A 22734-nucleotide genomic window follows, 5' to 3' on the forward strand; every position below is an offset into this window, starting at 1 on the left:
AGCGTCGCGGCTGTGATCGAACCGGCCGTGGCGCAGGAAGTGCGCGGTCTGCCGTGCCGCATCGGGCGAAACCACCAGGCCGCTGTGGCTGGTACGCACTACGCAATGATCGGCCAGACCCGGCAGGCGGGTTTCCGCCAGCGCCACCGTGCCGTCGGAGGCATCGTCGATCGCGCCGAGCAGGCTGCCCAGCCCATGCGGCACCGAACCGGCGATCAGGCCGACCGCGGCCGTGCCCTGCCAGTCGGGCAGGCCGTCAAGCAGCAGTTCGCTGCTGCGGCCCAAGGCCAGGCCCCAGCCATGCTCGGACAGCGAACGCGCGGTACCGCTGCCGCGCAGCGGCGAGCCAAGGCAGACCACGCGCTGTACCTGCAGCTGCGGTTGCCGGCGCAGTGCCTCCAGCGCCAGCAGCCCGCCAAGGCTGTGGCCGACCAGCGACAGCGGTCCGGCATCGGCCAGACGCTCCAACAGCTGAGGTACCGCTACATCCGGGCCGCCGAACACGGAGGAATAGCCAAAGGTCTGCACCCGGAACCCGCGCGCGCGCAGGCGCCACGCCAGCGGCCCTACCCAGGCGCGGGCGTTCCAGATGCCATGGAGCAGCAGTACGGGGGGTGTCATGTGCAACAGCCTGGCGATCAGCGGGGCGGAAACGTGAGGTGATTGAACACACGCCGGCAGAAAGCGGCGGTGAACGCGCTCAGGCCGTTCGCGGCGCGCGGCGCAGGATGAACTCCAGATCGTTGGTCTGGCCGACCGGGAACAGGTACTGCCCGGCCTTCTCGAAGCCGTAACGGGCATAGAAGCGCTGTGCGCCGAAGTTCTCCGACCACACGCCCAGCCACAGTGTCCTCGGGCCGTCGCGCTCCAGCCACGCCAGCGCGGTTTCCAGCAGGCGGCTGCCCCAGCCACAACTCTGCTGCGACTTGACCAGGTACAGGCGCTTGAGCTCGCCATCCCCCGCTTTCACATCCTGATGGGGCAGGCCACAGGGGCCGGCGGCGGCATGACCGACCGCCTCCCCTTCCCGCTCCAGCAACCACACGGCGTAATCCGGGTGAGCCAGGATCGTGCGCTGGCGCTCGACCGTGTAGGACTCCTGCAGGAACGCCTGCAGGTCCTGCGGCGGATACAGGTGGCCGAAAGTCTCGGTGAACGTGCGTGCGGCCAGCGCCGACAAGGTCGGCGCGTCGTCCACGGTGGCGCGGCGGATCGAGTACATGCAGGAAGTTGACGTCAGCGCGAAGGGCGGGTCAAGCCTTTTCAGGCGATTCCGCGTCTTCGTCTTCCTCGTCCTCTTCCTCGTACTCCTCTTCGTCCTCGTCCTCTTCTTCGCCTTCCTCGTCCTCGTCGTACTCTTCTTCCTCTTCGTCGTCTTCGTAATCCTCGACGCCGAAGTCTTCACCGTCCCAGCGGCCTTCGCCGTCGGCGACGAAGGTCAGGGCCATCGCCGCCGGGTTGGTACCGACGCGGACCAGCCAACCACCGAACACGCGTGCCCGCTCGGTGACCAGGTTGGCCTCGGAGCCTTCATTGCCCAGCTTTTCCCACTCCAGCGAAAACGCAAACTCGGTCATTGCCTGGATCTCCTGATCAGTTTTTCTTGGGGCGAACCTGGATGTGCACTTCGGCCAGCTGCTCGTCGACGATCGGCGACGGCGCGTCGGTCATCAGATCCTGTGCACCGGTGGTCTTCGGGAACGGGATGACGTCGCGGATCGACTCGGTACCGGCCATCAGCGCGGCGATGCGGTCGATGCCGAATGCGATGCCGCCGTGCGGCGGCGCGCCGTAGTTCAGCGCGTCGAGCAGGAAACCGAACTTCGCACGCGCTTCTTCGGCACCGATGCCCAGCAGCTCGAACACCGCGCTCTGCATGTCCGGGCGATGGATACGGATCGAGCCGCCGCCGATTTCATTGCCGTTGAGCACCATGTCGTAGCCGCGCGAGACCGCAGTACGGGCATTGGCGCGCAGGTCGGCGATATCGTCCACGGCCGGTGCGGTGAAGGGGTGATGCAGGGCGACATAGCGCTTCGCCTCGTCGTCCCATTCGAACATCGGGAAATCGGTGACCCACAACGGGCGCCAGCCATCGGCGACCAGGCCGAAGTCCTTACCGGCCTTCAGGCGCAGTGCGCCCATGAAGTCGGAGACCTTGTTGTAGCCACCGGCACCGAAGAACACGATGTCACCCTTCCCGGCGCCGACGTGCGCAACCAGCGCGGCGAAGGCGTCTTCGCTGAAGAACTTCTGGATCGGCGAGCTGACCTCGCCGTTGTCGGCGATCTTGATGTAGGCCAGGCCCTTGGCGCCGTACTTGGCGGCGTGCGCAGCGTACTCATCGATCTGCTTGCGGCTCAACGCTGCGCCACCGGGGATGCGCAGCGCGGCGACGCGGCCATCGGCGTCGTTGGCCGGGCCGGTGAACACCGGGAACTCACTGCCCTTGACCAGCTCGGCCACGTCCACCAGTTCCAGCGCGATGCGCAGGTCCGGCTTGTCCGACCCATAGCGGCGCATTGCTTCGGCCCAGGTCATGCGCGGGAAGCTGGCATCCAGGTCGACGTCCACCACTTCCTTGAAGATGGCGCGGATCATCTCTTCGACGAAATCCTGCACGTCGCGCTCGCGCACGAAGGCGAACTCCATGTCCAGCTGGGTGAATTCCAGCTGGCGGTCGGCACGCAGCGCTTCATCGCGGAAGCAGCGCGCAATCTGGTAGTAACGGTCGAAGCCGGCCACCATCAGGATCTGCTTGAACAGCTGGGGGCTCTGCGGCAGTGCGTAGAACTCGCCCGGATGCATGCGCGCCGGCACCAGGAAGTCGCGCGCGCCCTCCGGGGTGGCCTTGGTCAGGATCGGGGTTTCGATGTCCTGGAAGCCACGCGCATCCAGGTGACGGCGCAGCGCCTGCACCAGCTTGATGCGGGTGCGCTGCATGCGCTGCATTTCCGGGCGGCGCAGGTCCAGGTAGCGGTACTTCAGGCGGGTATCTTCGCCCGGATTCTCGTGGGCGTGGAACGGCAGCGGCGCCGCCTTGTTCAGCACGGTAATGGCCGTGGCGATCACTTCCACCCTGCCGGTGGCCATCTTGTCGTTCACCGCGTGGCGGGCACGCACCACGCCTTCCACCTGCAGCACATCCTCATAGCCCAGGCTGGCCGCGACCGCGAACACTTCGGCGTTGTCGACCTCAACCGTCACCTGCACGATGCCTTCATGATCGCGCAGATCGATGAAGCAGACGCCGCCCTGGTTACGGGCCACGTCGGTCCAGCCGGCGAGGGTGACAGTCTGGCCAATCAGGGTCTCGTCGACCAGGCCGCAGAAGTGGGTACGCATGGGGGAAAGCTCCGCTGGAGAACGCCGGCACCCGATGGGGCCGGAAAGCCCCGTATTCTGCGGCCGAGGCCCCGGCCGGGGCAAATGCGGGGCAGTCACACGGGCTTTATCCGTTCCGTCCTTATAGTCGCGCACCACACACCGTATGGGGATTCGCCATGAAAACGCTGTCCCTGGCCAGCCTGGCCGTCACCCTCAGCCTGGGCGCCCTCGCCGGGCTCACCCTCTCCCCCGCCCCCGCCGCCGCGCAGAACGGCGTCATCCGCTGCGAAAGCCAGAACAACCGCGAACGGGTCTGCACGACCGGCTGGCGCAGCGCGCAGCTGGTACGCCAGCTGTCCGGCTCGGCCTGCCAGGAAGGCCGTACCTGGGGCAGCCGCAACGGCAGCATCTGGGTCAACAACGGCTGCCGTGCCGAATTCGTCGAGGGTCGCGGCGGTTGGGGCGGTGGCAATGGCGGTTGGGGGGGCAACAACGGCGACACCATCCGCTGCGAAAGCCAGAACAACCGTGAACGCAGCTGTCCGGTCGGCTGGCGCAATGCCCGCCTGGTCCGCCAGTTGTCCGGCAGTCCCTGCCAGGAAGGCCGCACCTGGGGCGTGCGCAATGGCGCGGTGTGGGTCAGCAATGGCTGCCGCGCCGAGTTCGCTGAAGCCCGCGGTGGCTGGGGCGGCGGCAACGGCGGCTGGGGCGGCGGCGGCAACAGCAATTACTCCATTACCTGCAACAGCAACAACAACCGCGTCCAGAACTGTGACTGGGACGAGCGCCAAGGCCGGCCCGTGCTGCAGCAGCAGCTGTCGGGCAGCGCCTGTCAGGAGGGCCGCAGCTGGGGCTATTCGCGGGGCCAGGTCTGGGTGAGCAACGGCTGCCGGGCCCGCTTCGGCACGCGCTGAGCGAACGAACCTGCGGACGCGCGGCGGCACCGGCGCCGCCGCGCTCGCCGGGGATGGCCCGGCACTGCCAGGCGCGATTCGAGCGCTACGGTGCGGTTGCCGGCGGGGCCTCGTCGCCCCACGGTGCCGGCGGCAACGCCACCGGCTTGCTCAGGTCGAACTGCACGCGGAAGCGGCGGCCTTCGGGACGGGTCAGCTCGTAGACGAAGCGCTGGTCCGGCTCGATCTCCATCGCCCACACGTTGTGGGTAGACGCCAGCATGTCGGCGCGGCGGAACATGGCCACCGAATCGGCATCGGCCGGGAACTGCTGGCGTTCGGCGGTACCCGGCGGACGGCTGTCGCCGCCATACAGGGTGATCGCATCGGGGCTGCCGTCGGCATGCCGGTGATCGTGCTTGAGGCGCAGCCCGCTCTCGGTGCGGGTCAGGACCCAGGTCCGCGAATGATCATCGCCGACATGGAAGGGGATGCGCAGCTCATGCCCGGGATCGGCACAGCCCCGCACGTGCATGACCAGCCGCTGCCCGGCGAAGGGGTCCTTGCCGGTCGGTGCCGGCGTGTCCTCCACCACCTTGCCCTCGTACGCCTGGCCGCAGTGGGCGGCGATCGCAGCCATGAAGGCATCGGCCGGGGCCGTCGCCACGTCGTGGGCGACCGTATGCGAGGGCTGTGAGCAGGCTGCGAGCGTGAGCAGGGCGGCGGAAGCAGTGACGAGGGCAGGCAGTTTCATGCCCCAACCCTAACGACCATGGCCGGCCTGCGCAAACCACTCACCCGTTCAACGCCCCGTGTCCACGCCCTCCGCCAGGGTCTCGGTTGCCGCCACGGGTGCGGCCTCGCCCGCCCCGTCCGGCTCCTGCTCGACCGGGTCGACATCGAAGGGCGTGCGGAACACCAGCGAGGGCAGCAGGGTGGTCAGCGCCGCGTACAGCAGCAATGCGCCGAACAGCACCGCCGGAATCTGGAACCGCTCACGCATGATCGCGGCCAGGACCAGGGTGAAGATCAACGTCGGCGCCAGCGCCAGCGACACGCGCAGGCTGCTGCGGAAACTCTCACCGAACATCAGCCGGCGCTGCAGCCAGACCACGCCGATACGCAGCGGCAGCACCACCAGGGTGATCACGATGCCCAGCCCCAGCGCTTCGAAGCTCAATGCCTCGGCGGGAACCTTGGTGCCGGCATTGAAGAAGTAGAACGGCACGAAGAACGATGCGAACAGCCGCAGTGCATGCAGGTTCTCGTGCGAGGCCAGCAGCGGCATGCGCTGGTGCAGCAGCCGTGCGACCAGGCCTGCGATGAAGGCGCCCACCAGGTAATACACCCCCAGCAGGTAGGTGATGTAGGCAGCGACCATGCCGACCATGACCAGCAGCGAGAACTCCGAACCGGGCGCGTGCGGCGCCACCCAGCGACCCAGCGCGATGAACAGCAGCGGCAGGCCGACCATCATCGCCAGCAGGGCCAGGCTGGACAGGGCCATGTGACCGGGATCGCCGGCCTGCAGCACGATGAACAGTGCCGCCAGCGCCAGCAGCTCACCGGCGATGGCCTTGCTGGTCACCCAGAACCGCTCGTCCTCGCTCAGACCCAGCCGCGACAGAGAATCCATGATGAAACCCGTGGAGGGCGTCAGCAGCGCCAGGGCCAGCAGGCCCGCGGCCTGCCACGGCAGGCCGGCGTAGCGCCAGGCCAGCCAGCCGACGCCGAACAGGGTGGCGCTGCGCACCACAAGATGCGCCAGCAGGGGCCACATGCCACGGCGCAACGCCTGCAGATCGACCTCCAGACCTGCGAACAGGAACAGGGACGAGATGCCGAGCGTGGCCAGCAGCCCGATCACCGCGTCGTGCGCCTGGTCCCCGAGCCAGAGCATGCCGATGATCCCGAACAGCAGGCAGGTGAGCGGTGCGGGCAGGCTGAAGCGCTGCAGCGCGCGCGGGATCACCAGCAGCGCGAAGATCAGCAGCAGGTAGATCAACTCATGACTCATGGGGGACTTCCGTGTGGTTTCGAACGCGCGCAGGATGCGCGCGCACGACCCTCGGAGCAAGCCCGGCCCGGAGACTGGCGGGCGTCAGCCGATCAGCCTGTCCGCGATGCGTCCAACCTGCGCCAGCACGCTGGCGCGTTGATCGTTGCGGATGTCCGCAGCCTGCAGGTAGGCCGTAATTACCCAGGGTGCCCCTCCCCCCATGGGCCACAACACGGCGGTGTCATTGCGTGCATCCTCGCCATTGCTGCCGGTCTTGTCGCCCACCCGCCAGCGCGCGCCCAGCCCTGCGCGCAGGCACGCATCGCCGGTTTCGTTGTCGATCAGCCAGTCGGCCAGTTGCTGGCGCGCGCCCGGCGCCAGCGCATCGCCCAGCACCAGCCGCTGCAGGGTCGCGGCCATCGCCGCCGGCGTGGTGGTGTCACGTGGATCACCCTCGGCGAAGCTGTTCAGTTCCGGCTCGAGACGATCGCTGCGGGTCACGCTGTCACCCTGAGCGCGCAGGAAGGCCGTCACGGCGGGCGGCCCGCCCACCACGTCGAACAACAGATTGGCCGCCGTGTTGTCGCTGGTGATGATCGTTGCCCGGCACAGGTCGCGTACGGTCAGATCCTTGCCGGCGTGGCGGCGCGCCACCGGCGCATGCGAGAGCAGGTCGGCCTCGCGCACCGGCACGCGCCTGTCCAGCAGCCCGGGCACGCGCCGGGACTGGTCCAGCACCGTGGCCGCCAGCACCGTCTTGAACGTGCTGCACAGCGGGAACCGCTCATCCTGGCGATGGCCGATGCGGCGACCGCTGGCGGTATCCAGCACGGTCACGCCAAGCCGGCCCGCGCAGGCCTTTTCCAGGGCGGCAAAGTCCGTGGCGGCGGCGATCGCGCCGGCCGCCGCCGACGTGCCAACGCCCCTGCCGGCAGCACGGGCGATCAGCGGCAGAGCCAGTGAAGACACCACTGCTGAAGTACTGAACTGAAGGAATCGTCGACGGGGCAACATGCAGGACCTCCGGAAAGTGAACCCGATTATCGAAAGCCCCCGCCGCGCCTGACCAGCGCGTTTTTTCAGCACGTGCCATCAATTTCATTCATGCCTAAGAAGGGCATTCAACGGAGATTCCACGAACCATCCGGATCCCGCTACGATCAGTCATCATTTCAGCTCACGGCTTTCCGATGCTGCATCCGACTCTGCCGCTCAACGCCCTGCGCGCCTTCGAAGCAGCGGCCCGCCACCAGAACTTCACCCGCGCCGCGCTTGAGCTGTGCGTCAGCCAAGCCGCGTTGAGCCATCAGATCCGGGGGCTGGAGGACCGGCTGGGGATCCGCCTGTTCCATCGCCTGCCTCGCGGCGTCGCCCTCACCGATGAAGGCGCCGCGCTGTTCCCGGTGCTCAACGAAGCGTTCGAGCGCATCTCGGCCAGCATCGCGCGCTACACGGGGGGAGCGGCCCGCGAAGTGCTGACGCTGGGCGTGGTGGGTACCTTCGCCACCGGCTGGCTGCTGCCACGCCTGGCCGCGTTCGAGGCCACGCATCCGGATATCGAGCTTCGCGTGCAGACGCACAACAACCGCATCGATCTTGCCGGCGAAGGCCTGGACCTGGCCATCCGCTTCGGTGAGGGCGACTGGCAGGGGCAGGCCTGCACGGCGATCCTGGATGCGCCGTTCGCACCGCTGTGCGCCCCCGCCCTGGCACGCCGGCTGAAACAGCCGCGTGATCTGGGCACGCTGCCGCTGCTGCGCTCCTATCGCAATGACGAATGGCCGCGCTGGCTGCAGGCGGCCGGGGTCAGCGGCGTGGAGGCGCGCGGGCCGATATTCGATTCGTCGCTGACCTTGGCCATGGCCGCTGCCGGAGGGGCCGGCGTGGCCCTGCTGCCGCTGCGCATGTTCGAACAGGAACTGGCGGAAGGACGGCTGCTACAGCCGTTCGCCACGACGCTGGAACTGGGCCGCTACTGGCTGACGAGGCTGCGCTCACGCGCCGAGCGTGAGCCTGCACGGCGCTTCCGCGAGTGGTTGCAGGCGCAGGGCTGATGCATGCGAGCGGTAGCGCCGGGCCAAGCCCGGCGAGCGCAGTACATCGGGAACACCACCGGGCATGGCCCGGCGCCCTCCATCAGGACTCCAGCAGTTCCATCCAGGCAGCTTCAGCCTTTTCCAGCTGCGCAGCGGCCGTTTCGCGATCACGGCCCAGCACGGCCATGCGGGTGCTGTCGGCATAGTTGGCCGGGTCCGCCAGTTGACGGTCCAGTTCGGCCAGGCCGGCTTCCAGCTCGGCCACCTTGGCTTCCGCCGCGGCCAGCTTGTGCGGATTCACCGGCTTCTTCTGCACGACCTGCGCCACCGGTGCGGTCTTGACCACCACCGGCTCTTCCACCTGCTCCATGCGCGCCTTGGTGCCCTGCGCCTGCGGACGGGTGCGCAGCCACGCAGCGTAGGCGTCGAGATCTCCGTCGAACGGCTCGACCACGCCATCGGCCACGCGCCAGTAGGTATCGCAGACCAGGCCGATCAGGTGGCGATCATGGGAGACCATCACGATCGCGCCTTCGAAGGTTGCCAGCGCTTCGGCCAGCGCCTCGCGCATTTCCAGGTCCAGGTGGTTGGTCGGTTCGTCCAGCAGCAGCACGTTCGGCTGCTGCCAGGCGATCAGCGCCAGCGCCAGGCGCGCACGCTCACCACCGGAGAAGCCATCGACCGGCTCGAATGCACGATCACCCGGGAAATTCCACTTGCCGAGGAAGTCGCGGAACGACTGGTTCGGCGCATCCGGCGCGATCTCGCGGAAATGCTCCATCGGCGACTGGCCTTCGTGCAGCGACTCGACCGTGTGCTGTGCGAAGTAGCCGATCTTCAGGTCCGGATGGGCCATGCGCTCTCCGGTAATCGGTGCCAGCTCGCCCACCAGGGTCTTCACCAGAGTGGTCTTGCCGGCGCCGTTGGGGCCGAGCAGGCCGATGCGTTGTCCCGCTTCCAGACCAAAGCCGACGTTGTGCAGGATCACGGCGTCCTGGCCATAGCCCGCCTCGACATGATTCAGGCGGATCAGCGAGAACGGCAGTTTGGCGGGCGGTGCGAACTCGATACGGAACTCGCGCTCGGCACGCACGGCCTCGGTACCGGCCAGCTTGGCCAGACGCTTCATGCGGCTCTGCGCCTGCGCGGCCTTGCTGGCCTGCGCCTTGAAGCGGTCGATGAAGCTCTGCAGATGGGCCCGCTCGGCCTGTTCCTTCTCGTGCGCGATCTGCTGCTGGCGCAGCTGCTCGGCACGTTGGCGCTCGAAATCGGTGTAGCCGCCCGGGTACAGCTTGGCGCCACCCCCATGCAGGTGCAGGGTGTGGGTGGCAACGTTGTCGAGGAACTCGCGGTCATGCGAGATCAGCAGCAGCGTGCCGGGGTACTTCAGCAGCCACTGTTCCAGCCAGTACACCGCATCCAGATCGAGGTGGTTGGTCGGTTCGTCGAGCAGCAGCAGGTCGCTGGGCATCATCAGCGCGCGGGCCAGGTTCAGGCGCACGCGCCAGCCACCGGAGAAGGAGGACACCGCGCGGTGGTGGGTCTCGGCCGGGAATCCGAGGCCGTGCAGCAGCTTGCCGGCACGTGCTTCGGCGTCATAGGCGCCCATCTCGGCCATCCGGGTATGGGCATTGGCCACCGCCTCCCAGTCTTCACGGGCGGTCGCATCGGCCTCTTCGGCCAGCACGGCGGCCACTTCCGTATCGCCACCGAGCACGAAGCTCAACGCCGGATCCGGCAGCGACGGGGTTTCCTGGGCCACGCTGGCAATGCGGACCTTGCCGGGCAGGTCGACGTCGCCCTTGTCGGCCTCCAGTTCGCCCTTCACCGCCGCGAACAGGCTGGACTTGCCGGCACCGTTGCGGCCGACCACGCCCACCCGGTAACCGGCATGCAGGGTCAGGTCGACGTTGGACAACAGCAGCCGCTCGCCGCGGCGCAAGGCGAAATTACGAAGCGAAATCATCGGGGGAGGGGTCCATATAACCGGATGGAATGTGCTGGTGAGCACTGTTCCTGCGACGCAATTCTAGCGTTAACGAATACTTGACGCGCCCCGGGATGCGCAGCGGCTGGCGTTTCCTCTCTCCCACGTCCTCGCCGCACGTGTCCCGGGCCCCTCTCATGATGATGCCCATCGCGGCTAAATGGTTGCTGCTGCAACGTTTTTTCCGATGGCCGGCATTTGACAGGCACTGAATATCCCGTTAATTCCTATTTTGCGCACCGCAACAACCGTCGTCCGCTTCACCTCGTGATGTCGATACCGGTGCCGTCCCCGCCAACCGGAGTTCCGTCCCGATGACCCGCAAGACCAGCCTGATCGCCGCCGCCGTCGCTGTCGCACTCGGTGGCTCTCCGTTCCTCGCCGCCGCCCAGCAGAGCGGTACTGCCGCCAACACACTGGACACCGTGATCGTCACCGGTACCCGCGTGGCCGACCGCACGGTCGCCGAATCGCAGTCCCCGATCGACATCATCACCCCCGAGGTTCTGCAGTCCACCGGCACCAGCGAACTGGCCACCGCGCTGTCGCGTGCCCTGCCCTCGCTGAACTTCCCGCGCCCGGCCCTGACCGACGGCACCAGCGGCGTGCGACCGGCGCAGCTGCGTGGCCTGTCACCGGACCAGGTGCTGGTGCTGGTCAACGGCAAGCGCCGCCACACCTCCGCCATGATCAACGTCAACGGCAGCATCGGCCGCGGCTCGTCGGCGGTGGACATCAATGCGATTCCGATCGCCGCCATCGAGCGCGTTGAAGTGCTGCGCGACGGCGCTTCGGCGCAGTACGGCTCGGACGCCATCGCCGGCGTCATCAACATCGTGCTCAAGGGCAGCGGCAGCGGCGGCAGCCTGGCCGTCGACTACGGCCAGTATTCGGCCGGCGATGGCAACAAGTACCAGCTCTCCGGCGATACCGGCGTGGAGTTCGGCAGCGGCCGTGGCCGCCTGCACGTGGCCGGGCAGATCAGCCAGCAGGATGAAAGCAACCGCGCCGGTCCTTACCAGGGCAGCACACCCAACACCGGCAATTTCCCTGGCATCGGCGAGACGACCTTCGTGGTCGGCGATCCGCGCGTGGATGCGACCGCCGCCTCGGCCAACGCCAGCTTCGACTTCAGCGACCGCGTTACCGGCTACGCCAGCGCGTTGCTCAGCAACCGCGACATCACCTCGTTCGCGTTCTACCGCTCGCGCAACCACAGTGGGCAGGGCGCCCTGCTGGCCCAGATCTATCCCGACGGCTTCGTGCCGCAGATCAACCAGTACTCCAAGGACCGCTCGCTGGTGGCCGGCGTCAAGGGCAGCACCGACAGCGGCTGGACCTGGGACCTGAGCCTGAACCACGGCGAGAACACCCTGGATTTCCACACCCGCAACACCATCAACTACAGCCTGGGCACGGCCAGCCCGAGCTCGTTCTACGACGGCACGTTGAAGTACCAGCAGGACATCTTCAATGCCGACCTGACCAAGTCGCTGGACTGGGGCCTGGCCTATCCGGTGACGCTGTCCTTCGGTGGTGAGTACCGCAAGGAGAAGTGGGACCAGAACCCGGGCGAGCTGAATTCGTACACCGGCAGCGGCGCACAGGGCTTCGCCGGCTTCACCCCGACCAATGAAGTGCATACCGACCGCCACAACTATGCGGTCTACGCCGGCCTGGAAGCGGACCTGACCGAGAAGTTCTCCGCCGGCCTCACCGGGCGCTACGAAGACTATTCGGACTTCGGTGACCGCTTCTCCGGCAAGCTTTCGGCACGCTACGCGTTCACCGACAAGGTCGCGCTGCGGGCCACCGCGTCCAGTGGCTTCCGCGCGCCATCGCTGGGCCAGCAGGGCTACCAGGCGGTGACCAGCACCATCATCAACGGTGACTTCTTCGAACGCGGCACTTTCCCCACCACCAGCCCGGCCGCACAGGCGCTGGGCGCCTCGCCACTGAAGGCCGAGACCTCCACCAGCTACAGCCTGGGCCTGGTGCTGCAGCCGGTGGACCGCCTGTACGTGACCGTCGACGCATACCAGATCGACATTGACGATCGCATCGCGCTGTCCTCCAACATCACCACCACGCCGGCTGCCGCCGCGCTGCTGGGCGGGCTGGGCCTGCCGCAGGTGACGGCCTTCTCGTACTTCACCAACGCACTGGACACGCGCACGCGCGGCGTGGACTTCGTCTCCAGCTATACCGTGCCCTTCAGTGCCAGCAGCCTGGAGCTGACGGCGGCCTACAGCTACAACGAAACCGAAGTGAAGCGGGTGAACGGGTCTCCGTCGGTGTTCCCGACGCTGGGTATCTCGCAGTCGCTGATCGGCCGCGATGAGATCGGCCGGATCGAGGACAGCTATCCGCGCGACAAGGCGATCCTCAGCGGCACCTGGCGCTCGGATCATTGGGAGCTGGGCCTGGCGGCCACACGCTACGGCAAGTTCACCGTGCGCAATTCGGCCACCGCGCTGCGTGACCAGACCTACGGTGATGCCTGGGTAGTGGATGCCTCGGCCAGCTACAAGCCGAGCAGCAACTGGACCCTGACCGTCGGCGCGGACAATCTGCTGGACAAGTATCCGGACCGGACGGCGGACCTGCAGAACTCGACCTTCGGCATGCTGCCGTACAGCAACTACTCGCCGTTCGGCTTCAACGGCGCGTATGTGTACGGGCGTATCAGGTACAACTGGTAAGCGGCACCGGTAACGCCGGGCCACGCCCGGCGGCGCGGTGGAACGTGCATCCCTTCTGTTCCGGCAGAAGGGATCGGCCCTGTACTGCTCAAACCATCCGTTCCACCTGCCGGGTTTGCTGCATCTGGCCGCTTGGGTGAAAATCGGGACATCCCCCTCCCCGAACCCTGCGAGTGCCGATGCACCATGACACCGACCTGATCAACATCGTCGCCGTTGGCCTGGGGCTCGCCTTCATCTTCGGCGCGCTGGCCAACAAGCTGCGCTTGTCTCCCCTGGTCGGGTATCTGGTTGCTGGCATCTGCGTGGGGCCATTCACCCCGGGGTTCGTCGCCGACCAGGCGCTGGCCAACCAGCTGGCCGAACTGGGCGTGATGCTGCTGATGTTCGGCGTCGGCCTGCACTTCTCGCTGAAGGACCTGATGGCGGTCAAGGCCATCGCCATCCCGGGTGCCATCGGCCAGATCGCAGTGGCCACCCTGCTCGGCTGGGGCGTGGCGTGGTTGATGGGCTGGCCGACACTGCATGGGGTGATCTTCGGCTTCTCGCTGGCCACCGCCAGTACCGTGGTCCTGCTGCGGGCGATGGAAGAGCGCCGCCTGCTGGAGACCATGCGCGGCAAGATCGCAGTGGGCTGGCTGATCGTGGAGGATCTGGCCTGCGTACTGGCACTGGTGATGATGCCGGTGCTCGCCGGCGTGTTCGGCCCCGATGCGGCCAAGGAAACCCACACCGTCGGCAGCGTGCTGGCCGATCTGGGCTGGACGTTCGTGCAGCTTGGCCTGTTCGTGGCCGTGATGCTGGTGGTCGGTCGGCGGGTCATTCCCTGGATCCTCGAACGCATCGCCGGCACCGGCTCGCGCGAGCTGTTCACCCTGTCAGTGCTGGCGATCGCACTGGGCGTGGCCTTCGGTTCGGCCATGCTGTTCGGCGTGTCCTTCGCGCTGGGCGCGTTCTTCGCCGGGATGCTGCTCAACGAATCGGAACTGAGCCACAAGGCGGCGCATGATTCGCTGCCGCTGCGAGATGCGTTCGCGGTGCTGTTCTTCGTTTCGGTGGGCATGCTGTTCGACCCCAACATCGTCGTGCAGCATCCGTGGCAGGTACTGGCCACGGTGCTGATCATCATGTTCGGCAAGTCCGCCGCCGCCTTCTTCATTGTGCGTGCGTTCGGCCACCCGAGCAGCACCGCGCTGACCATCTCGGCCAGCCTGGCGCAGATCGGTGAGTTCGCCTTCATCATCGCCGGCCTCGGTGTCTCGCTGCAGATCCTGCCGAAGGAAGGACAGTCGCTGGTGCTGGCCGGTGCACTGGTGTCGATCATGCTCAACCCGCTGGTGTTCGGCCTGCTCGACCGCTGGCAGGCGAAGCAGGAGCAGCTGCCGCAGGCGCCGGAGCCGGAAGAAGCCACCGGGCCCTCGCGCGACCTGCATGACCACGCCATCGTGATCGGCTACGGCCGCGTCGGCAGCGAGCTGGCGCAGGTGCTGCGCGACCGCGGCGTACCGGTGCTGGTGATCGATGACAACAAGGACCATGTCGAGCGTGCACATGCCAGTGGCCTCGCGGCGATCCGTGGCAGCGCCGCGGCCGACCGGGTGCTGGCCGAGGCCCACCCGGAGCGCGCCAAGATCGCCGTCCTGGCCATTCCGCAGCCATTGGAAGCCGGCGAAGCGCTGGCCAAACTGCGCGCGATCAATCCCGAGCTGACCCTGCTGGCACGGGCACACAGCGATGCTGAAGTGAAGCACCTGCTGGAACATGGCGCCGATGGCACGGTGATGGCCGAGCGCGAGCTGGCCTATTCGCTGGCGGAGATGATCATGTCCACCCCGCCCTACCGGAATCTCGGCCAGCACAGCATTCCGGTGGTGTGAGGCAGGGCGGATGGCGTAGCGCCGGGCCATGCCCGGCGGCTGCCATGAAAAATCCCCGGTCGACCCGCATCGACCGGGGATAGGTAACACCAGTGCCACGCCTTGGAGAGGCAGCTCCACCGTAGCGCATCGCGGCGGCGGTGGTGATCGCCACTGGCGATGACGACCAAGCGCCTGGCTATCAGGCGCCGGCCAGCGCCTGCTGCAGGTCGGCCTGCAGGTCGCCGATGTGCTCGATGCCGATCGACAGCCGCACCGTGTCTTCGCTGACCCCGGCGCGGGCCAGTTCATCGGCATCCAGCTGGCGGTGGGTGGTGGATGCCGGATGGGTGGCCAGCGACTTGGCGTCACCCAGGTTGACCAGCCGCGTGAACAGCTTCAGTGCGTCCAGGAAGCGGGCACCGGCCTCACGTCCGCCAGGAAGGCCAAAGGTCAGCACGCCTGAGCCCTGCCCACGCAGGTAACGCTGTGCGCCCGCATGCTCAGGGTCATCCGGCAGGCCGGCATAGCGCACCCACGCCACCTTCGGATGCTGCTTCAGATACTGCGCCACGGCCAGCGCGTTGGCGTTGATCCGTTCCATGCGCAGGGCCAGGGTCTCGATGCCCTGCAGGATGAGGAACGCATTGAACGGCGACAGCGCCGCGCCGGTATTGCGCAGCGGCACCACCCGCGCACGGCCGATGTAGGCGGCCGGGCCGAGGGCGTCGGTGTAGACCACACCGTGATAGCTCGGGTCCGGCTGGTTGAGACGGGCGAAACGCTGTGGCTGCGCCGTCCAGTCGAAGCGGCCCGAATCGATGATCGCTCCCCCCAGACTGTTGCCATGGCCGCCGAGGTACTTGGTCAGCGAGTGCACCACGATATCCGCGCCATGCTCGAACGGGCGCAGCAGGAAAGGCGTGGCAACCGTGTTGTCGACAATCAAGGGCACGCCGGCGGCATGGGCGACTTCGGCAATCGCGGCGATGTCGGTGACATTCCCGCGTGGATTGCCGATCGACTCCACGAACACCGCCTTGGTACGGCTGTCGATGAGGGGAGCAAAGGCTGACGGATCGGCCGGGTCGGCGAACCGCGCCTGGATGCCGTACTGCGGCAGCGTATGCGCCAGCAGATTGAGGCTGCCGCCATACAGCGCACTGGCGGCGACGATGTTGTCGCCTGCTTCGGCGATGGTCTGGATCGCATAGGTGATCGCAGCCTGCCCGGATGCCAGCGCCAGCGCACCGATCCCGCCTTCCAGCGCGGCCAGACGTTGCTCCAGCACGTCGGTGGTGGGATTCATGATGCGGGTATAGATGTTGCCCTGCACCTTCAGATCGAACAGATCGGCGCCGTGCTGGGTGTCATCGAAGGCGTAGGCCACGGTCTGGTAGATGGGCACCGCCACTGCGCGCGTGGTCGGGTCGGGCCGGTAGCCGCCGTGCACGGCCAGGGTTTCCAGTTGCCACTGCGGATCACTCATCGCGTCAGGTTCCATCCGGGGAAACCTGCACGATAGGCGACCCCACCGCGCACGCTGAGAGCCGCTGGCGATGAGCCCGTAACCTGTGGTTATCAGGACCTGCCCGGCAGCCCGCAGGTTCCCGCCCCCATGGGCGGGAACCCGGCCGACATCAGGCCTTGGCGAACACCAGGTGACCGCCGTCGTTGCCGACCTCGATGGTGTCACCGTTGGCGAAGGCGCCCGACAGGATCTTCTGTGCCAGCGGATTCTCCAGCTGCGACTGGATCGCGCGCTTCAGCGGGCGTGCGCCGTATACCGGATCGAAGCCCACATTGCCCAGCAGGTCGAACGCGGCGTCGGACACCACCAGCTTCAGGCCGCGCTCGGCCAGCCGCTTCTCCAGCCCGCGCATCTGGATGCGCGCGATCTGCTTGATCTGCTGCTTGTCCAGCGGGTGAAACACCACGATATCGTCGAGGCGGTTGATGAACTCCGGACGGAAGTGCGCCTGCACCACCCCCATCACCGCGGCCTTCATCTGCATGTAGGCCTCCGGGCTGTCGTCACCGCTCATGTCCTGGATCTGGTGCGAGCCCAGGTTCGAGGTCATCACGATGACGGTATTGCGGAAGTCCACCGTGCGGCCCTGGCCATCGGTCAGGCGGCCATCGTCCAGCACCTGCAGCAGGATGTTGAACACGTCCGGATGCGCCTTCTCGACCTCGTCGAGCAGGATCAGCGAGTACGGACGGCGACGCACGGCTTCTGTCAGGTAGCCCCCTTCCTCATAGCCGACGTAGCCTGGAGGCGCACCGATCAGGCGGGCGACGCTGTGCTTCTCCATGAACTCGCTCATGTCGATGCGGATCATCGCGTCGGCGCTGTCGAACAGGAATTCGGCCAGGGACTTGCACAGTTCAGTCTTGCCGACGCCGGTCGGGCCCAGGAACAGGAACGAGCCGGCAGGCCGGTTCGGGTCGGACAGGCCCGCGCGTGAGCGACGCACCGCGTCGGACACCACCTTGATCGCCTCTTCCTGGCCGACCACGCGGTTGTGCAGCACCTCTTCCATCCGCAACAGCTTGTCGCGCTCGCCTTCGAGCATCTTGTTCACCGGGATGCCGGTCCAGCGCGACACGACCTCGGCGATCTCCTCATCGGTCACCCGGTCCTGCACCAGCTTGAAGTCCTTGTGCTCGGCTTCCTGGGCAGCCGCCAGCTGCTTTTCCAGTTGGGGCAGCAGCCCATACTGGATCTCGCTCATCCTGGCGAAATCCTGCCGGCGCTGCGCGGCTTCCAGCTCCAGCTTGGCCTGCTCCACCTGCTCCTTGATCTTCGTTGCGCCCTGCAGCGCGGCCTTCTCCGACTTCCAGATTTCATTGAGGTCGGAGAATTCGCGCTCCAGCACCTCGATGTCATTCTCCAGATCGGCAAGGCGCTGCCGCGAGGCATCGTCCTTCTCCTTCTTCAGCATTTCGCGCTGGATCTTCAGCTGGATCACGCGCCGCTCCAGCCGATCCAGTTCCTCGGGCTTGGAGTCGATCTCCATGCGCAGGCGCGAGGCGGCCTCGTCCATCAGATCGATGGCCTTGTCCGGCAGCTGGCGGTCGGTGATGTAGCGGTTGGACAGCGTGGCCGCAGCAACGATAGCCGGGTCGGTGATTTCAACGCCGTGGTGCAGGGCGTACTTCTCCTTCAGCCCACGCAGGATGGCAATGGTGTCCTCCACCGAAGGCTCGCCCACGAATACCTTCTGGAAGCGGCGTTCCAGTGCGGCATCCTTCTCGATGTACTTGCGGTACTCGTCCAGCGTGGTGGCACCGATGCAGTGCAGCTCGCCGCGCGCCAGCGCCGGCTTCAGCATGTTGCCGGCGTCCATCGCACCGTCGGCCTTGCCGGCCCCGACCATGGTGTGCAGCTCATCGATGAACAGGATGATCTGCCCTTCGTTCTTGGCCAGGTCGTTCAATACGCCCTTCAGTCGCTCCTCGAATTCACCGCGGAACTTGGCGCCGGCGATCAACGCGCCCATGTCCAGTGACAGCACGCGCTTGCCGCGCAGGCCCTCGGGCACTTCGTCGTTGATGATGCGCTGGGCCAGCCCTTCCACGATCGCGGTCTTGCCCACGCCGGGTTCGCCGATCAGCACGGGGTTGTTCTTGGTCCGGCGCTGCAGTACCTGGATGGTGCGGCGGATTTCCTCGTCACGGCCGATCACCGGGTCCAGCTTGCCGCTCTCGGCGCGCGCGGTCAGGTCGATGGTGTACTTCTCCAGCGCCTGGCGCTGCTCTTCGGCGTTCTCCGACTGCACGTTCTCGCCGCCGCGCAGCTTGTCGATCGCCGACTGCAGGCGCGCCTTGTCGGCACCGGCGGCGCGCAGCGCCATGCCAAGCGTGCCGCCATCCTCCAGCGCCGCCAGCACGAACCACTCGCTGGCGATGAAGGCATCGCCGTGCTGCTGGGCCAGCTTGTCGGTGTGGTTGAGCAGGCGGTTGAGATCATTGCCGATCGACAGGTTGCCGGCCTGCCCGGACACCTTCGGCAGCGCGTCCAGCGCCTCGTCCAGGCGCTCGCGCAGCACCGGTACATTGACACCGGCCTGCGCCAGCAGCGGGCGCGTGCTGCCGCCCTGCTGGTCCAGCAGTGCGCTGAACACGTGGACCGGTTCGATGATGCTGTTGTCGCGGCCCGCGGCCAACGACTGCGCGTCCGCCAGCGCCTGCTGGAAACGCGAAGTGAGCTTGTCCATCCGCATTGCGAATCCTCATCGGTCGTCAGTGCCGGCCCGTGCCGGCGATGCTGGAAAGATGCGGTTGCACCACCCGGTTTCAAGGGCGGCTGCGACTGCACCCCGGGGCCAGTCAGCCTGGGGCCAGCATGCCGGAACGGGTGTGGTCGGCGCGTTGATCCGGATCAGTTACGCATGGCGGGCCGCGCCCGCGATCGCTCAGCGCGCGATCGCGCTGCGGATCGCCCGGAGCTGCTGCTTGACCGCCCGCGATTGCGCCACATCCATGCGCAGCAGGGCCTTCTGGCCAATCGAGCGCGCCTGCAGATCCGGATCCACGAAGCGGTAGCGGCCCCGTTCATCGCGTTGAACGAGGGGCGCCTGCTGCGGCTCCGGGGTCTCCAGCAGATGGTCGATCACCGCCACCAGGCGATCATTGAAGTAGCCCTCTGGCCGCCCAAGATCGACATAGGCCTGCTGGATCAACGGGTAGAAGCGCTTGTACGCCGTAGCCGTTGCCGCCGGGTCCAGCGCGGTGAATGCCTGCACATAGGGCGCATAGCGCGCGGCGTTGCTGGCGGCGATGCGTTCCCCGCCCTCGCCCGGCTCGACCTGCAGGCTCCCCGGCAGAGGCCGCGCGGCCAATGCGGTCGGCGGAACACTGGCCTTGTCCAGATTGTCGACCTGGGTCACCAGGCGCTGGATCAGGTGATCGCGCAGCAGCAGGGTGAGCGGCCCCTCCCCCTGGAACAGCTGGCTCAATGCGCTCCAGGCCGCGATATCGCTGTCGGCCAGTTTCGGCAGCGCGGGATCGGCCGCGGCTTCGGTGTCCAGCGGATGCTGGATGGCGGGCGGCGCCGGTGCGGTTTCTGCGGCCGCCTTCGGTTGTGGCGGTGCGCCAGCACTGGCGGGGGGCGACTGCACCGGCACCGGGACACCGTCCGCCAGGCTCTTGAGCTGATCGCGGAACAGCCAACCGCCCGCGCCACCGATCACCACCACACCCAGCACCCAGGGCCATACCGCCTTTCCACTCTGCATGATGCAGTCCCTCGTTTTCCATCTGCATGGACAAGGTGTGACCCTCTCGATTCCCGAGGGTTCCCCGCGTGTTCCGCTGCCGTTGGGGTTGGCGCCGCACGCAGGGCACGCTCACGCCTGCTTTGCGCGCGCTGCGCGAGGCTGTGCACCTTGTCGTGGGGAGACCGTGCCATGCACTACGCGTTGTACTACTGGACCGGCATCCAGGGACGTGGCGAATTCGTACGATTGGCCTTGGAAGACGCTGGCGCCGACTACATCGACATGGCGCGGATACATGGCGACGCCGTGATGCAGCCCTTTCTCGATGGCCACAGTGAGGGCGCGCAACCGTTCGCCCCCCCGTTCCTCAAGGCGGGGCGTCAGGTCATCGCGCAGGTCGCAGCGATCCTGGATTTTCTCGGCCCGACCCTGGATCTGGTGCCGCAGGCCGCGTCGCGGCGCATGCAGGCGCTGCAGTTGCAGCTGACCATTGCCGATCTGGTGGCTGAAGTACACGACACCCACCATCCGATTGCCACGTCGAAGTACTACGAGGAACAGAAGACCGAAGCCAACGCACGTGCGGCGTCATTGCGCAGCGAGCGGCTGCCGAAGTTCCTCGGCTATTTCGAGCAGGTGCTGGCGGCCAACGGTGGCCGCCATGCACTGCGCGAGCACTCCTACGTGGATCTGTCGCTGTTCCAGCTGATGAGCGGGCTGGACTACATGTTCCCGCGCCGGATGCAGGCACTCACGCCGCGCCTGCCCCTGCTGCGGGCACTGCAGGAGCGGGTGGCGAAGCGACCGAACATCGCTGCCTATCTCGCGTCGGAGCGGCGATTGGCGTTCAACACCAACGGCATCTTCCGCCACTACCCCGAGCTGGACGGAGAGCGGTAGCGCCGGGCCATGCCCGGCGTCACCGGTCAATGATCGGCGCGATCACCCAGCGGCTTCACCGCCTGCTTCTGCAGCGACAACAGCCCCAGCAGCAGTGCCAGCGCCACGTAAGCCCCCGCAAACTGCCAGCTGATGGTACGCGCCAGGCCTTCAAGGTCCCACGGCAGGTAGATGCCGCCGCGCGGATCCACCGAGTGGATCAGGCCGAACAGGGTCAGCACAGCCGCCACCAGCAGGAAGCCGCAGGCGCGGCGCAGACGGCCGTCAACCATCGCGGCCACGGCGGAAATCCACAGCATCGAGGTGATGATGAAGCCGTTGCCCAGAGTGAAGATCACCGCCAGTTCCGGCAGGCCGTGTCCATCGAGCTTGGTCAGCAGCTGCGGCAGCTGGTCCGGTGCGATCCAGCCCGGCGCTTTGATCGCCAGCAGGTAGGCCACCGAAGGCAGGAAGCCGAACACCATCGCTCCGGCGTGCTGTCGCGGTGTGGCCTGGAAGGCCTGGGTGGTGATGTCGATGGCGACGTACACGATGATCGGCGCCAGCACCGCCAGCGGCAGCCACTGCACCAGCCCGGAAATGATGCCCAGCATGCCGCCGATGCCGACGAACAGGCCCGTCAGCAGCGTGTACCCGCTGCGTGCGCCCATGTGCTTGTATGCAGGCTGGCCGATGTAGGGGGTGGTCTGCGCGACACCGCCGCAGACACCGGCCACCAGCGTGGCCACCGCTTCCACCAGCAGGATATCGCGGGTGCGGTAATCATCCCCGGCCGCGCGCGCGCTCTCGGACACGTTGATGCCACCGACCACCATCAGCAGGCCGAACGGCAACAGCAGCGGCAGGTAGGTCATTGCGGTGGGCAGGCCGTCCAGGAAGCCCAGCGTCGGCAGCGGCAGCACCACCTGCGGCGGCGTCCACGCCGGCACGTGGAAGCCGGGGGCCCCCAGTCCCGCAAGACCGAGGCCGTAGTACAGGACGGTGCCGAACACGAACGCCAGCAGCACACCCGGGCCACGCACCGGCAACCGGCCCTTGGCGATCAGCACATACAGCAGCAGGCCCAACGTGGTGAAGCCGACCAGTGGCGAACGCAGGGTTTCCAGCAACGGCAGCAGGCCCATCAGTACCAGCGCGATGCCGGCGATGGAGCCGAGCAACGCTGCACGCGGCAGCGCGCGGGTGACGGCTTCGCCGAAGAAGGAGAGCACCAGCTTGAGCGCGCCCATGATGACCAGCGCCGCCATGCCCAGCTGCCAGGTCGCAATGCCGGCGGCATGCGGGTCCATGCCCTGCTGCTTGAACGCGACGAACGCCGGACCGAGCACCAGCAACGCCATGCCGATGCTGGTGGGTGCATCCAGCCCCAGCGGCATCGCGGTGACGTCATCACGCCCTGTGCGTGCCGCCAACCGGCGCGCCATCAGCGTGTACAGCAGATTGCCGATCAGCACGCCGAAGGCGGTACCGGGAAACATTCGGCCGAACACCACGTCGGCGGGAAACTGGAAGATGCCGACCAACGCCATGGCGATGAAGCCGAGGATGGAGAGGTTGTCGACGACCAGGCCGAAGAAGCCATTGAAGTCACCGGCGACGAACCAGCGACGCGGTGCGGCGGAAGCGGGAGCGGACATGGAAGGGGCGATGGGGGTGGGGAGCGCCGATGGTAGGCCCAGCGGGGCCGGCGCGCCAATTCCACGGTGGAATGATGGGTTCCAGCCAACGGCAGGGCCCCTCGTGGCCGGGCGCAAATCGCAGATCCCGGGCTGGCCCGTGCGGGTGGGCGTCGCGGGGGACGCCGTGAACCCA

17 protein-coding genes are annotated in these 22734 nt (G+C 67.1%); 5 read left to right on the forward strand and 12 right to left on the reverse strand.

All coding sequences use genetic code 11. From position 1 onward, the window contains the following. From N5J29_RS18540 to aspS, 4 genes are all read right to left on the reverse strand, one after another. A partial coding sequence (locus N5J29_RS18540; RefSeq protein ID WP_279924522.1) for a thioesterase domain-containing protein occupies window positions 1–621 on the reverse strand: 621 nt, incomplete at its 3' end. A 79-nt stretch (window positions 622–700) separates the two neighbouring features. Continuing rightward, window positions 701–1222 carry a GNAT family N-acetyltransferase gene (locus N5J29_RS18545; protein ID WP_065182592.1) on the reverse strand — a complete coding sequence of 174 codons (522 nt, stop codon included), beginning with the start codon at window positions 1220–1222 and terminating at the stop codon, window positions 701–703. A 31-nt stretch (window positions 1223–1253) separates the two neighbouring features. Then, window positions 1254–1577 carry a hypothetical protein gene (locus N5J29_RS18550; RefSeq protein WP_053519367.1) on the reverse strand — a complete coding sequence of 108 codons (324 nt, stop codon included), beginning with the start codon at window positions 1575–1577 and terminating at the stop codon, window positions 1254–1256. 16 nt (window positions 1578–1593) lie between these two features. Next, entirely contained in the window at window positions 1594–3345 is a 1752-nt protein-coding gene (aspS, locus tag N5J29_RS18555; RefSeq protein WP_065174758.1) for an aspartate--tRNA ligase, read from the reverse strand. Between the two features lie 158 nt (window positions 3346–3503). On the opposite strand from aspS, the gene N5J29_RS18560 reads away from it, so the two are divergent. Next, a complete protein-coding gene (locus N5J29_RS18560) occupies window positions 3504–4241 on the forward strand; it encodes a DUF3011 domain-containing protein (RefSeq protein ID WP_164153046.1) in 738 nt (245 codons plus the stop codon). Between the two features lie 85 nt (window positions 4242–4326). Here N5J29_RS18560 and N5J29_RS18565 read toward each other — a convergent pair whose 3' ends face one another. The 3 genes from N5J29_RS18565 to blaL2 all read right to left on the reverse strand — a co-directional run bounded on the left by N5J29_RS18565 (window position 4327) and on the right by blaL2 (window position 7233). Beyond that, window positions 4327–4974 carry a hypothetical protein gene (locus N5J29_RS18565; protein WP_053519373.1) on the reverse strand — a complete coding sequence of 216 codons (648 nt, stop codon included), beginning with the start codon at window positions 4972–4974 and terminating at the stop codon, window positions 4327–4329. A gap of 48 nt (window positions 4975–5022) precedes the next feature. Continuing rightward, window positions 5023–6237: a cation:proton antiporter gene (locus N5J29_RS18570; protein WP_053519375.1), complete on the reverse strand. Its 1215-nt coding sequence runs from the start codon at window positions 6235–6237 to the stop codon at window positions 5023–5025. An 84-nt stretch (window positions 6238–6321) separates the two neighbouring features. Next, complete coding sequence (gene blaL2 / locus N5J29_RS18575; RefSeq protein WP_065182589.1) at window positions 6322–7233, reverse strand: L2 family extended-spectrum class A beta-lactamase; 912 nt, start codon at window positions 7231–7233, stop codon at window positions 6322–6324. Window positions 7234–7409: 176 nt separating this feature from the next. Between blaL2 and ampR the strand changes: the two genes are divergently transcribed. Further along, complete coding sequence (ampR, locus tag N5J29_RS18580) at window positions 7410–8273, forward strand: LysR family transcriptional regulator AmpR (RefSeq protein ID WP_164153045.1); 864 nt, start codon at window positions 7410–7412, stop codon at window positions 8271–8273. Window positions 8274–8355: 82 nt separating this feature from the next. Here the strand turns inward: ampR and N5J29_RS18585 are convergent, their stop codons facing one another. Continuing rightward, window positions 8356–10221 carry an ABC-F family ATP-binding cassette domain-containing protein gene (locus N5J29_RS18585; protein WP_164153044.1) on the reverse strand — a complete coding sequence of 622 codons (1866 nt, stop codon included), beginning with the start codon at window positions 10219–10221 and terminating at the stop codon, window positions 8356–8358. A gap of 335 nt (window positions 10222–10556) precedes the next feature. Here N5J29_RS18585 and N5J29_RS18590 point away from each other — a divergent pair, with 335 nt between their 5' ends. Further along, a complete protein-coding gene (locus N5J29_RS18590; protein WP_164153043.1) occupies window positions 10557–12944 on the forward strand; it encodes a TonB-dependent receptor in 2388 nt (795 codons plus the stop codon). A 179-nt stretch (window positions 12945–13123) separates the two neighbouring features. Beyond that, the gene (gene ybaL, locus N5J29_RS18595) at window positions 13124–14821 is read left to right on the forward strand and encodes a YbaL family putative K(+) efflux transporter (protein WP_053519386.1); all 1698 of its coding nucleotides are present in this window, start codon (window positions 13124–13126) and stop codon (window positions 14819–14821) included. A 181-nt stretch (window positions 14822–15002) separates the two neighbouring features. Here the strand turns inward: ybaL and N5J29_RS18600 are convergent, their stop codons facing one another. The 3 genes from N5J29_RS18600 to N5J29_RS18610 all read right to left on the reverse strand — a co-directional run bounded on the left by N5J29_RS18600 (window position 15003) and on the right by N5J29_RS18610 (window position 20040). Continuing rightward, window positions 15003–16289, reverse strand: coding sequence for an aminotransferase class V-fold PLP-dependent enzyme (locus N5J29_RS18600; protein ID WP_053519387.1), 1287 nt, complete (start codon window positions 16287–16289; stop codon window positions 15003–15005). A 151-nt stretch (window positions 16290–16440) separates the two neighbouring features. After that, window positions 16441–19026: an ATP-dependent chaperone ClpB gene (gene clpB, locus N5J29_RS18605; RefSeq protein ID WP_164153042.1), complete on the reverse strand. Its 2586-nt coding sequence runs from the start codon at window positions 19024–19026 to the stop codon at window positions 16441–16443. Window positions 19027–19218: 192 nt separating this feature from the next. Continuing rightward, window positions 19219–20040 (reverse strand): DUF3014 domain-containing protein, encoded by an 822-nt coding sequence (locus N5J29_RS18610; protein WP_164153041.1) that lies wholly within the window; start codon window positions 20038–20040, stop codon window positions 19219–19221. 171 nt (window positions 20041–20211) lie between these two features. On the opposite strand from N5J29_RS18610, the gene N5J29_RS18615 reads away from it, so the two are divergent. Then, window positions 20212–20922 (forward strand): glutathione S-transferase, encoded by a 711-nt coding sequence (locus N5J29_RS18615; protein WP_111187259.1) that lies wholly within the window; start codon window positions 20212–20214, stop codon window positions 20920–20922. A gap of 26 nt (window positions 20923–20948) precedes the next feature. On the opposite strand, the gene N5J29_RS18620 is transcribed toward N5J29_RS18615, so the two are convergent. Then, entirely contained in the window at window positions 20949–22559 is a 1611-nt protein-coding gene (locus N5J29_RS18620) for a hypothetical protein (protein WP_111187260.1), read from the reverse strand. Window positions 22560–22734: the final 175 nt, after the last annotated feature.

This window comes from Stenotrophomonas sp. GD03680, from assembly GCF_029844625.1.
Lineage (GTDB): Bacteria > Pseudomonadota > Gammaproteobacteria > Xanthomonadales > Xanthomonadaceae > Stenotrophomonas > Stenotrophomonas maltophilia_P.